Here is a 12,737-nt window from a genome sequence, read left to right on the forward strand (position 1 = left end):
AGAACTCAAGAGGACCTCGCACTGATCGCCATCAACACCCTCTCTGCAGTTGCAGGCGCGTTCATGGAAACAGCCTCTCTCGCATCGCCGGAGACATCGAGACGCGCCGCCGCCACAGCGTTGCGAAGTGCCTCCCATACGCTGATGCCCAGCATGAAGGGAGGCTCGCCCACGGCCTTGCTGCGAAACACAGTGTCTTCCGCATTGGCTTCGGGCCAGAGATGCACGGCAAAATGCGGAGGCACGTCGGCAGCAGTGGGAATCTTGTAGGTGCTGGGAGCCTTGGTGGTCAGCGCGCCCCGTTCGTCCCAGACCAGCTCCTCAGTCGTCAGCCAGCCAACGCCCTGAATGAAGCCGCCTTCGATCTGGCCAATGTCGATCGCGGGATTGATGCTGCGCCCCACGTCATGCAAGATGTCCACCGCCAGCACGCGGCTCTCGCCCGTGCGCGTGTCTATGGCCACCTCGCTGCAAGCCGCACCGTAGGCAAAATAAAAGAATGGGCGTCCGGTGAGGGTCTGCTTGTCGTAGTGGATCTTGGGGGTACGGTAAAAACCGTCGCTCCATAGCTGTATGCGGTTGGCATAAGCTTGATTCACGACTTCTTCGAACGAACGGGTGGCCGTAGGCGACATGATCTTGCCGTGCGCAAAATCAATCGCACCCGCACCGCAACCGTCGAGCCCGGCTACAAAAGCAGCCAGGTTGTCGCGCACGCTGCGGGCTGCGGCCTGTGCGGCCTTTCCGTTCAGATCGGTTCCGCTTGATGCAGCAGTGGCGCTGGCATTGGGCACCTTGCTGGTATCGCTGGAGGTCACCAGCACGCGCGCCAAGTGCACGCCCAACTCATCGGCCACTACCTGCGCGACCTTGGTATTCAGCCCCTGCCCCATTTCGGTGCCGCCATGGTTAACCTGGACGCTACCGTCCGTATAAACGTGCACCAGCGCACCCGCCTGGTTGAAGAGCGTAGCCGTGAAACTGATCCCGAATTTGACCGGTGTGATCGCCAAGCCGCGCTTGATCGTCCGGTTCCGCGCATTCCACTCGGCCACCTCCTGCTGCCTCTGCCGGTAGCGCGAAAGGCGCTCCAGCTCGGGCAGGAGCTCGTGAAGTATGTTGTCTTCCACGCGCATCTGGTAGTGGGTGGTGTCGCGTGCAGACGCCTTGGCGCCCTCTGTGGCGCGGGCATCGTACAGGTTCACCATACGCACATCCTGTGCATCGCGGCCGGTATACCGGGCAATGTCGCCCACCACAGTTTCGATGGCGATCACGCCCTGCGGTCCACCAAAACCGCGAAAGGCTGTGTGGCTTTGCAGATGGGTCTTGCAGCGGTAGGAGTTGATCTCCACGTCGCTCAGGAAATACGCGTTGTCGGCGTGGAACACGGCCCGGTCAGCGACAGGTCCGCTCAGGTCTGCCGAGAAGCCGCAGTTGGCCATCATGTCGAGCTTCATGCCCAGGATGCGACCTGCATCGTCAAAACCCACTTCGTATTCATACGCAAACGGGTGCCGCTTGCCGGTAATCAGGAAATCGTCGTCGCGGTCGAGCCTCAGTTTCACCGGCGCCCGGATCTTGAGGGCCGCCAACGCCGCCCATACGGCCACGTGGCCGGCCTGCGTCTCCTTGCCGCCGAAGCCGCCGCCCATACGCCGGCACTCCACCCGCACCGCATGGCTGGCAATGCCCAGCGCATGTGCAACCCAATGCTGTACTTCGCCCGGGTGCTGCGTGCTGCTTTGCACGAGCCACTGGCCCTGCTCCTGCGGCACCGCCAGTGCAATCTGACCTTCGAGGTAGAAATGCTCTTGCCCTCCCACTGAAAAGCGACCCGAGAGGCGATGCGGCGCAGACTGGATGCGGGAGGCCGCATCACCTCGGGCGACCGTGACCTTGGGCAGCACGAAGCTCTGCGCCGCCATGGCTTGCTCGATGGTCAAAATAGCGGGCAAAGGTGCGATGTCCAGATTCACAAGACGCGCCGCATAACGCGCAGCCTGCACACTCTCGGCCACCACCAGGCCGACGACCTGACCAACGTGCTGCACCTCATCGAGTGCAAATACAGGCTCGTCATGTCCAAAGGCGGCCAGCATTGGATCGCCCGGGATATCTGCCGCCGTAACGATGGCGCGAACACCCGGCCGCGCCAAAGCCGCGGATGCATCGATGCCGCGCAGCGTACCGTGCGCGATGGGGGACAGAATGGGTGCCGCATACAGCGTGCCCCTTGGTTCAGGCAGATCATCCAGGTAAGGCGCCAGACCCTGCACCTGTGCACGCGCACTTTCATGCGGATGGGAGTTGCCACAGGCAGCAGCCTCATGATGAAGCGCCGCATGCCCTTTGGCATTCCCTTGATGCCCTTGATGTCCGCGGGCTTGAACCACTGAGTCGTCGTGCTTCATGCCAAATGCTCCCAAGTCAAATCAGCCAGAGGTGTCGGCGCGCCCGGCTGGGTTTCCTCGTAGAAGCGCAGCAGCAGATTACCCAGCACCTCGCGCCGGTAGGCGCTGCTGGCGCGCATGTCGCTGATGGGATCAAACTCTTCGCGCAACACCTGCGCCGCTGCCTCCAGCACATCCAAGGAAAAGAGCTTGCCTACAAGGGCGGCCTCTGTGGCTACGGCACGCGCCGGCACTGCGGCAACACCGCCTGCCCCGATGCGGGCCCGGCGAATAACTCCATCCTCCACGTGCAAAGCCAGGCACAGGCACACGGCGGAAATATCATCTTCGAAACGCTTGCTGACCTTGTAGGCGCGCAACGTTTCGTGGGGCAAAGGTCTCGGCGTCACAATTCGCGCCAGCACCTCATCAGGTGCCAAGGCTGTCTTGCGATAGCCAAGGTAAAAATCCTCAATGGCCAGCATGCGTTCACCTCGCTCGCTCGCCAGAACTACCTGAGCACCCAGCGCAATCAGCAAAGGCATGGAGTCCCCGATGGGTGAGCCATTGGCGACGTTGCCGCCCAGCGTCCCACTCTGGCGCACAGGCAAGCCAGCAAACCTTTCAAAAAAATGACCTAGTTGAGGCCGATCCGACGCCAGTGCTGCAAACGCATCGTTCAAGGTGGCAGCGGCGCCAATGCTCAAGGCAGCAGCGCCGGACTCAATGCGCTTGAGTTCGGCCACACGGGTGACATCGATGATGGTGTCATAGCGCTTGTGCCCCTTGGTGATCCACAGGCCGACATCTGTGCAGCCGGCCACCAGCTGCGCCTTAGGTTGAGCGGCACGCACGTGCAGCAACTCGGCGAAAGAACGCGGAGCGAAATACGTGGCACCCGCGTTCTCGGCACCTTCGGCATTCAAGCGATCCGCAGCAAGGGCCTCCAGCTTCTCCAGCAGCCCCTCCTCTGAAGCCGCTGGCTGCGGCCAGTGGTGCATCGTGACCGCCGCATCGACGATGGGTCGGTACCCGGTGCACCGGCACAGGTTGCCGGAGATGGCGTGCTGAGCCTGCGCTCGGGTCACGTTGCGGCCCTGATCAGATTGCTGGTACAAGGTGAAAAGGCTCATCACGAATCCGGGGGTGCAGAATCCGCATTGCGAGCCGTGGCACTCCAGCATCGCCTGCTGCGCGGGGTGCAGCGCACGGTCGTCCTCTGCAATATCTTGCGCCGTCCATAAAGCCATGCCTTCCACCGAATGCGCCAGGCGGATACAGCTGTTGATTGCCCGGTACTCTATTCGTCCGTCCACCGCCTCGGCCAGTGTGACGGTGCACGCCCCGCAGTCACCGCTTGCGCAGCCTTCCTTGGCCGCCGTGCAGTGCAGATCGTCGCGCAAGAGCTCCAAAAGCGTTCGGTCGGATGGTACATTGCGCAGCTCAACAAGCGCATTGCGGTGAATAAAGCGAAGAGAATTCAAACTCATAACAGGAAGTATGGTGCGAAAAAAGCGCGACAGCCAGTCTGATCTGCATGCAGTATGTGTCAGCATGGGCATTGTGTCGCAGCGCATCTCACGAGGAGACTGCAAACAGGCCCCAAGGTTTCCACAGCGGACCATCGTGCAATTACCTGAAACCTTGTGCAATTCACCAGCAATTCGCATGCCATTGTTCATTAGTACATGACATCCATTCAGCATACGCAAGCAGCCGGCGCATCCGCCCGCAGCGGCGGCGGGGACGCCACCGCTGCGGCCCCGCGTCTGACGCTGACCGGCATCACCAAGCAGTACCCGGGCGTGCTGGCCAACGACAACGTTTCACTGACCGTGCGCCCGGGCGAAATCCATGCCGTGCTCGGCGAAAACGGCGCCGGCAAGAGTACGTTGATGAAAATCATCTACGGTGCCGTCAAGCCCGACGCCGGCGAGCTCCATTTCGACGGTAAACCCGCCCATATCCGCAACCCACACGAGGCTCGGGAGCTGGGCATTGCCATGGTGTTCCAGCACTTCAGCCTGTTCGACACCATGAGCGTGGCGGAAAACGTCTGGCTGGGCCTCGACAAGCGGATTGCCCTATCAGAGGTCAAACGCCAGATCAACAAAGTCGCCAGCGCCTATGGCCTTTCGGTGGATCCCGAGCGGCCGGTTCACACTCTCGGGGTAGGCGAAATGCAGCGCGTGGAAATCATTCGCGCACTGCTCGCACGGCCACGCCTGCTCATTCTTGACGAACCCACCTCGGTCCTGACACCGCAGGCGGTGGAGAAGCTCTTCGTCACCCTTCGGCAACTGGCCGCTGAGGGCTGTAGCATTCTCTATATCAGTCATAAGCTTCACGAAATCCGTGCACTGTGCACCGCATGCACTGTCATGCGCGGCGGACGCATCACGGGCGTCTGTGATCCGCGGGAGGAGAGCAACGCGTCGCTCAGCCGCATGATGATCGGCGCCGAGCCCCCTGCCCTCGCGCACCACGAACGTGCACCGGGCGAGGTCATGCTCCGGGTCGAGGGTCTGGACCTTAAGCGCGAGTCACCCTTCGGAATCGATCTCTCGGACATTGCACTGGAGGTTCGATCCGGCGAAGTGGTGGGCATAGCCGGTGTATCGGGCAATGGCCAACGCGAGCTTCTGTACGCGCTTTCTGGGGAAGACCCCAGAGCCCAGGCATCGTCAATCACCCTCTGTGGCAAGCCGGCAGGGCGGCTTTCGCCGGGCAAGCGGCGAGCGCTCGGACTGCATTTTGTGCCCGAAGAGCGCCTCGGACGCGGCGCCGTGCCCGAACTCTCACTGGCGCACAACATGCTGCTCACGCGCAACGAAGCCGTCTCCTCATTCGGCTGGTTGCGCACTAACCGGTTGCTTCAGCAGGCGGAGAGCATCATTGAGCGCTTCAAGGTCAAGGCGCCCGGCCCTCACGCCCCTGCACGCTCACTCTCCGGCGGAAACCTGCAAAAGTACATTATGGGCCGCGAAATCGACGCGCAACCGCGCCTTCTGATTGTCGCCCAACCCACTTGGGGGGTCGACGTAGGAGCAGCCGCCCAGATTCGCGGCGAAATTCTCGCACTGCGCGATGCGGGCTGCGCCGTCTTGGTGGTAAGCGAGGAGCTCGACGAACTGTTCGAGATTTGCGACCGCCTGCATGTGATTGCCAAAGGACATCTTTCGCCCTCTGTGCCCCGACGTGAAGCCACGGTGCAGCAAATCGGTGAATGGATGAGTGGGCTGTGGCATGCCGATGTTCAATCGGCCCTGGGCCAAAAGCAGGAGAGTGCCCATGCTGCGGCTTGAAGTGCGCCCCACCCCCTCCCGGTGGTGGACCTATGGTTCCCCCGTGCTGGCGCTGTTGCTGACCGTCCTGCTGGGCGTGATTCTTTTCGTGGCGCTCGGCAAAGACCCTGTAAGGGGCTTGCAGATATTTTTCTGGGAGCCGATCAAGTCCACTTACGCCTTGGGCGAACTCAGCGTAAAGGCTACCCCGCTACTGTTGATCGCCCTGGGCCTGGCAGTATGCTTTCGCTCCAACATATGGAATATTGGCGCTGAGGGTCAGTTCATCATCGGAGCGGTGGCAGCTGGTGGCGTGGCGCTTTTGGCCGACAAAACGACAGGGCGGTGGATCATCGCTGCCGTGTTGCTGGCTGGCGTGCTGGGCGGCATGGCCTGGGCGGCCATTACAGCTTTCCTGCGCGACAAGTTCAACGCCGGTGAAATTCTGGTCAGTCTGATGCTGGTGTACGTGGCTGTCCAGGTACTCGGCTTTCTGGTCTACGGCCCCTGGAAGGACCCGGCAGGTTACAACTTTCCTCAAACTCGCAGCTTCGACGCCGTCACACTGGTGCCGCGCCTCATGGCCGGCTCACGGGCCAGCATCGGCGTGCTGATCGCGCTCGCCTGTGCAGTCATCGCCTGGCTGTACCTATTCAGAACCCGGGGCGGTTTCGCACAGCAAGTGGGCGGCCTCGCGCCTGCGGCCGCGCGATATGCCGGCTTTTCCTCGCGCAAGGCACTATGGACGGCACTGCTCATCTCGGGCGGCGCGGCGGGTCTTGCCGGCGCACTTGAGGTGGCAGGCCCCATCGGGCAGCTCACCCCTTACGTCCCCGCAGGCTACGGCTTTGCCGCGATCATCGTGGCTTTCGTCGGAAGGCTGCACCCGTTGGGAATGGTGCTCTCGGCCATACTGCTCAGCATGTTCTATATCGGCGGCGAACTGGCGCAATCGCGCCTGGGCCTGCCCAAATCGATCTCGGGTGCATTCCAGGGCCTGCTGCTCTTCATGCTGCTGGCCTGCGACACACTGGTGAACTATCGTATTCGCGTGGGGAGACCCTCCTGATGGAAAGCTATGCGCTGCTCATTGCGGCTACCCTGAACGCCGGAACTGTGCTGGCCATCGCCGCACTGGGGCTGCTCATCAACGAAAAGGCCGGCATCGTCAACCTCGGTGCGGAGGGCATGATGCTTTGCGCGGCCATTGCGGGCTTCGCGACGGTGGTACACACCGGCAACGACTGGCTCGGTTTCGCCTCCGGCATGGCTGCCGGCGCTCTATTGGCGGCCATCTTTGGGGGGCTGGTGATCTGGCTCAATACCAATCAGTACGCCACGGGGCTTGCACTGAGTTTGTTCGGCGTGGGCTTCTCGGCGTTCGTCGGCATTGGTTACGTGCAGGCCAAACTGCCCGAGCGTCCGCAGTTCTCCGTGCCGTTTCTGGGCGATCTTCCCCTGGTCGGGCCGGCTCTGTTCCGCCAGCACCCCTTGGTTTACGGCGCCATGCTTCTGGCGGCCGGCATGATCTGGTTCCTTTTCCGTACGCGTGCGGGGCTCGTGCTGCGTTCGGTCGGCGAATCGCCGGCTTCGGCACATGCACTGGGTTATCCGGTGCGGCGCATCCGGCTGGCGGCAGTGGTGGCGGGCGGTGCACTATGCGGATTGGCAGGCGCCTATATCTCCGTCATCTACACGCCACTCTGGGTTGAGGGCATGGTGGCAGGCAAGGGCTGGATCGCGCTGGCCCTGACCACCTTCGCCACCTGGCGACCCGCCCGGGTGTTACTAGGAGCGTACCTTTTCGGGGGGGTGACCATGCTCCAGTTCCACCTTCAAGGCCAGGGCGTGCAGTTGCCCAGCCAATTCCTGACGATGCTGCCCTACCTGGCCACCATCGTGGTGCTAACACTGATCTCGCGCAACCCCACCTGGATCCGAGTGAATATCCCAGCCTCGCTGGGCAAGCCATTTCATCCTGGCGCTTAAGACTTTTGTGCTGAACACGCCCTAGAATGCTTCTTTTTCCACTCTTTTGCATAAGCCAGAGGAAGCCATGACTGACCTGAAAAAACGCTCGCTATTCAAAGCACTCGCCCTTTCGGCAGCTGCGGCGGCCACCCTGGCTGCCTGCGGCAAGAAAGAAGAAGCGCCCACGGCAGCAGCACCCGCTCAGGAACCAGCCGCGGCCAGCGCTCCCGCCCCGGCCAAGCCGGAGCCCTTGAAGGTCGCCTTCGCCTATGTCGGCCCAGTGGGCGACGGCGGCTGGAGCTTCGCCCACGACAACGCCCGCAAAGCGGTGGAAAAGGAATTTGGCGACCGCGTACAGACCTCCTACGTCGAAAGCGTGCCCGAAAGTGCCGACGCCGAGCGCGTTCTGCGTGACATGGTCGGCCAGGGCAACAAACTGGTGTTCGGCACCACCTTCGGCTACATGGAGCCGATGCTTAAAGTGGCCGCCGACAACCCGGAAGTGAAGTTCGAGCATGCCACTGGCTACAAGACTTCCAGCAACATGCGCACCTATGACAGCCGGACCTACGAAGGCGCCTACATGGCTGGCGTCATCGCCGGAAAGATGACCAAGACCGGCACGCTGGGCGTCGTCGGTTCGGTACCAATTCCCGAAGTGCTGCGCAACATCAACAGCTTCACCCTGGGCGCGCAAAGCACCAACCCTAAAATCAAAACCAAGGTGGTCTGGGTGAACGAGTGGTTCAACCCGCCAAAAGAGACCGAAGCCGCCACCGCCCTGATCAACGGCGGGGCTGACGTCCTGATGCAAAACACCGACTCCTCCGCTGTACTCCAGACTGCCGAGAAAATGGGCAAGCGCGGCTTCGGCTGGGACAGCGACATGACAGCCTATGGCCCCAAGGCGCACCTGGGTTCGGCCATCATCAACTGGTCACCCTACTACATCAAGGCCGTGGGTGAAACCCTGGACGGCAAGTGGTCCACAGGGCAAACCTGGTGGGGCGTGAAAGAAGGCGCGATCGACCTCGTTTCCCTGGCCGAAGACATCCCTGAAGATGCACGCAAGCTGCTTGATGAAGTCAGATCCGGGCTCAAAGCGGGTACCTTCAACATCTGGAAGGGCCCGATCATCGACAACACCGGCAAGGAAATCCTGGCCAAAGACGTGGTCGCCGACGACAAGTTCCTGGGTGGTGTCAACTTCTACGTCAGGGGCGTGGAAGGCACCGTGCCCGGCGAGAAGAAATAAGCTACCGCGCGCCGCATGGCTGCGCATGGTCTCCAGCAACGGGAGCCTGTCGCACTAGGGGTTGCCGGGCTGGGCAGCCCGGCAACTCGGAGCCTGTTCAAAGTTTCCTCGCGAGGAAACTTTGAACATAATCTTGCACGTCTAATCACAAATCGTCGCCTACGGAAACACTCACGATGACACCCGACCTTCGTAAACGCACCTTTATCAAACTTGCGGCGTTAAGCGCGCTTGGGTCGGCTTCGCTCGCCGCCTGCAGCAAGAAAGAGGAAGCCGCCGCTCCATCTGACACAGCCCCCGCCGCCGCACCGGCCGAGGCGCTCAAAGCTGCCTGGATCTATGTCGGCCCCGTTGGCAGCGCCGGCTGGAGCTTCGCGCACGATCTGGGCCGCAAAGCCGTGGAAGCCGAGTTCGGCGACAAGGTGAAGACCACCTTCGTTGAAAGCGTACCCGAAGGCGCGGACACCGAGCGCGTCGTGCGAGATCTGGTCAACCAAGGCAACAAACTCATTTTTGGCACCAGTTTCGGCTTCATGGAAGCCATGCTGAAGGTGGCACAGGACCACCCGGATGTAAAGTTCGAGCATGCCACCGGCTACAAGACGGCCGCCAACATGAACGTGTACGACTCACGCTTCTACCAAGACACCTATTTGGCCGGCATCATCGCCGGGCACATGACCAAGACAGGTACGCTCGGCTTCGTCGGCTCGTTTCCGATCCCTGAAGTCCTGCGCAACATCAACGCCTTCACGCTGGGCGCGCAAAGCGTCAAGCCCGACGTGAAGGTCCGCGTGGTCTGGGCCAACACCTGGTACGACCCGCCCAAGGAAACCGAAGCCGCCCAGTCGCTGATGAACAGCGGCGCCGACGTGCTGCTGCAAAACACCGACTCCACCGCTGTGCTGCAGGCCGCCAACAATGCTGGCAAGCTGGCCTTTGGCTGGGATTCCGACATGAGCGCCTTCGGTGGCGAGGCCCACCTGGGCTCGGCCATTGCGGACTGGAGCCACTACTACAAGAAGACCGTCAAAGAAGTGCTCGACGGTACCTGGAAAGGCAATCAGGTCACCCGCTGGGGCGTGCCGGAGGGCCAGAACGATCTCGTCAAACTGTCGGACAAGATCCCCGCCGAAGCACGTGCCAAGGTCGATGAAATCAAGTCCAAGATGAAAGACGGCAGCTTCGACGTCTTCAACGGCCCGATTTCCGACGCCTCCGGCAAGGAACGGCTGGCCGCTGGCGTTCGTGCCAACGACGAATGGATGGGCAAGATCGACTTCTTCGTGCCCGGAGTCGAAGGAAACATCCCCGCGTCGAAGTAAGTCGGGAGCGGCTCCCGCCGCCCCCTGATGCGAAGCTGCGGCGAGTCCGCTCTAGAAAATGCTGCAAGAGGCACATGAAATGCTTGAAAAAACCCTTTGGCACCCTGTTGCCCTGAGCCACGCCGTCGGCACACAACCCATGGCGGCCAACCTGCTGGGCGAAGAACTTGCGCTTTGGCGCGACTCTGAAGGTGTTGCCCATGCCTGGGCTGACCAATGCCCTCACCGCGGAGCGAAGTTTTCGCTCGGCAAGGTCACGGGCGGGCAACTGGAGTGCCCCTACCATGGCTGGCGCTTTGAATCCGGCGGGCAGTGCACGCACATTCCGGCCGTGCCTGATTTCCAGCCCAGCGCCCGGCATTGCGCCCGCACCTTCGAAACGCGAGAAGAGTACGGCATGCTCTGGGTTCGCCTGGCGCCGCCAGAGGGAGAGCATCGGCCCATTCATGACTTTCCGCTCTTTGCAGCAGAATCTGAGTCTCGCCTGCGCAAGACGACCAGCGGGCCGTACCTGGTGGCCGCCAGTGCGCCCCGCATCATCGAGAACTTTCTCGACATGGCACACTTCGCCTATGTGCATGAAGACTGGCTCGGTAGCCGCACGCACACTGCTGTGCCGCCCTACCAGGTGCAGCCGACCCCGCACGGCGTTCTGGCCACGGGCTGCCTGGCATGGCAACCGCGCTCGTCCATCCACGCCGAAGGGGGTGCAGAGGTGGAGTACACCTACGAAGTCACCGCCCCCTACATGGCTGTCCTCACCAAGAAGCCTGAAGCCGGCAGCACCGCCATTGAAGGGCTGTGGGAATCCATTGCCATGTTCGTCTGCCCGGTCACTGAAGAAACCAGTGTGGCCTGGACGCGCATGGCCATGAACGATTTTGATTCGCCCGATGCGCGACTCATCACTTTCCAGGACACCATTTTTGGCCAGGACCAGCCCGTGCTCGAATCGCAACGGCCCAAGCGCCTGCCCCTGGCACCGGAGGCCGAAGTTCATTCGGCGGCGGACCGCATGTCTTCTGCCTACCGGCGCTATCTGCGCGAGAGCAGCATTCATTTCGGAGTCATCCTCTGATGGCAAGGGATTTGCCCGCACTGTTGGCAGCCCTGCCGAAGGCCGAGCTGCATGTGCACATTGAGGGCACGCTGGAGCCGGAGATGATCTTCGCGCTCGCCAGGCGCAATGGCGTCAGCCTCCCCTACGCCAGCGTGGAAGAACTGCGTAAGGCCTACGCCTTCACAGACCTGCAAAGCTTTCTCGACATCTACTACGCCGGCGCCAGTGTGCTGCTGAAGGAGCAAGACTTCCAGGACATGGCGATGGCATATTTCGAACGCGCCGCGGCTGACAATGTAGTGCGCGCCGAAATATTCTTCGACCCGCAAACCCACACCGCACGCGGCGTTTCCATGGAAACCGTGATTAGCGGCTTGCACGGTGCGTGTGTACAGGCTAGGCAGCGCTGGGGCATCAGCGCCGATCTGATACTGTGCTTCTTGCGTCACCTGAGCGAAGAAGAGGCACTGGCCACCCTTGATGCCGCTCTACCCTGGAGACAACATTTCATTGGGGTCGGCCTGGATTCCAGTGAAGTGGGCCACCCGCCCGTCAAGTTTGCCCGCGTGTTCGAACGCGCCCGCGCACTGGGACTGCATGTGGTCGCCCATGCTGGCGAAGAAGGCCCACCGGAGTACATCTGGCAGGCACTGGACATCCTGAAGGCCGAGCGGATCGACCACGGCGTGCAGGCTGTTAATGATCCCGCCCTGATGCAGCGCCTGGCCAAAGAGCGCATCCCGCTCACGGTCTGCCCGCTGTCCAATCTGAAGCTCTGCGTGTTCCCTGATTTGCGCGAACACAATCTACCTGCCCTATTAGACGCAGGCCTGTGCGCCACCATCAACTCCGATGATCCGGCATATTTTGGTGGCTACATCAACGACAACTTCGTTCAAACCTTCGCCGCCACCGGCATGACGAGAGAGCATGCCGTGCAACTGGCGCGCAACAGCATAGAAGCCAGTTTTGCACCAGACGCGGAGAAAGATCTCTGGCTCAGAAAAATAGACCGCTTGATTGAGGAAGGAAGCGGTTAAATCGCGGCGAAACCTGGCTTACGCAAAATACCGCTGCCTTGGCAATTTGGGCTTTCTTTGTAGGAGCGGCTTTAGCCGCGAAAGGCCAATCGCGGCCAAAGAGGGTGTCGCAAAGTGGTTTGTGCAGCCGTGTCGATTAACTCCCTCTCCTTTCGGGAGAGGGTTGGGGTGAGGGAGCGCGCTTGCGCGCTGTCCAATTTTTTAAAGCGCGGAGCGCTTCTGTTCACCGTACAGGTCACAAAACAATGCCAGTCGCAGATTACGTGCCGCTGCCCTCACCCTGACCCTCTCCCGAAGGGAGAGGGAAGAAGAACGAGGCCATTTTGCGAAACCCTAAAGCCGCTCCAACAAGGGATGCGGTTAACACGTTTAAATGAACGGTATCGCGTTCAGGCACACAACGCCACCC

The 12,737-nt window shown here is 61.4% G+C and carries 9 protein-coding genes; 7 read left to right on the forward strand and 2 right to left on the reverse strand.

Features of this window, described 5'->3' with window-relative positions; translation table 11 throughout:
- Positions 1 to 5 precede the first annotated feature (5 nt).
- Positions 6 to 2,414, reverse strand: coding sequence for a xanthine dehydrogenase molybdopterin binding subunit (gene xdhB / locus AAAK34_RS17645; RefSeq protein ID WP_231697109.1), 2,409 nt, complete (start codon positions 2,412 to 2,414; stop codon positions 6 to 8).
- Positions 2,411 to 3,883: a xanthine dehydrogenase small subunit gene (xdhA, locus tag AAAK34_RS17650; RefSeq protein WP_231697108.1), complete on the reverse strand. Its 1,473-nt coding sequence runs from the start codon at positions 3,881 to 3,883 to the stop codon at positions 2,411 to 2,413. The genes xdhB and xdhA overlap by 4 nt, the downstream gene beginning before the upstream one ends.
- 198 nt (positions 3,884 to 4,081) lie before the next feature.
- On the opposite strand from xdhA, the gene AAAK34_RS17655 reads away from it, so the two are divergent.
- The 7 genes from AAAK34_RS17655 to AAAK34_RS17685 all read left to right on the forward strand — a co-directional run bounded on the left by AAAK34_RS17655 (position 4,082) and on the right by AAAK34_RS17685 (position 12,328).
- On the forward strand, positions 4,082 to 5,698 hold the full coding sequence (locus tag AAAK34_RS17655) for an ABC transporter ATP-binding protein (RefSeq protein ID WP_231697107.1): 1,617 nt from the start codon (positions 4,082 to 4,084) through the stop codon (positions 5,696 to 5,698).
- On the forward strand, positions 5,685 to 6,746 hold the full coding sequence (locus AAAK34_RS17660) for an ABC transporter permease (RefSeq protein ID WP_231697106.1): 1,062 nt from the start codon (positions 5,685 to 5,687) through the stop codon (positions 6,744 to 6,746). The genes AAAK34_RS17655 and AAAK34_RS17660 overlap by 14 nt, the downstream gene beginning before the upstream one ends.
- Positions 6,746 to 7,666: an ABC transporter permease gene (locus AAAK34_RS17665; RefSeq protein ID WP_231697105.1), complete on the forward strand. Its 921-nt coding sequence runs from the start codon at positions 6,746 to 6,748 to the stop codon at positions 7,664 to 7,666. The genes AAAK34_RS17660 and AAAK34_RS17665 overlap by 1 nt, the downstream gene beginning before the upstream one ends.
- 67 nt (positions 7,667 to 7,733) lie before the next feature.
- Positions 7,734 to 8,903: a BMP family ABC transporter substrate-binding protein gene (locus tag AAAK34_RS17670; protein WP_231697104.1), complete on the forward strand. Its 1,170-nt coding sequence runs from the start codon at positions 7,734 to 7,736 to the stop codon at positions 8,901 to 8,903.
- A gap of 176 nt (positions 8,904 to 9,079) precedes the next feature.
- Positions 9,080 to 10,228, forward strand: coding sequence for a BMP family ABC transporter substrate-binding protein (locus AAAK34_RS17675; protein ID WP_231697103.1), 1,149 nt, complete (start codon positions 9,080 to 9,082; stop codon positions 10,226 to 10,228).
- Between the two features lie 79 nt (positions 10,229 to 10,307).
- Positions 10,308 to 11,306 (forward strand): aromatic ring-hydroxylating oxygenase subunit alpha, encoded by a 999-nt coding sequence (locus tag AAAK34_RS17680; RefSeq protein ID WP_231697102.1) that lies wholly within the window; start codon positions 10,308 to 10,310, stop codon positions 11,304 to 11,306.
- Positions 11,306 to 12,328, forward strand: coding sequence for an adenosine deaminase (locus tag AAAK34_RS17685; RefSeq protein ID WP_231697101.1), 1,023 nt, complete (start codon positions 11,306 to 11,308; stop codon positions 12,326 to 12,328). Before AAAK34_RS17680 ends, AAAK34_RS17685 begins: the two co-directional genes overlap by 1 nt.
- The last annotated feature ends 409 nt before the right edge of the window (positions 12,329 to 12,737 follow it).

The sequence above is a fragment of the Ottowia caeni genome (assembly GCF_050821495.1).
Classification (GTDB): Bacteria; Pseudomonadota; Gammaproteobacteria; order Burkholderiales; family Burkholderiaceae_C; genus Ottowia; species Ottowia caeni.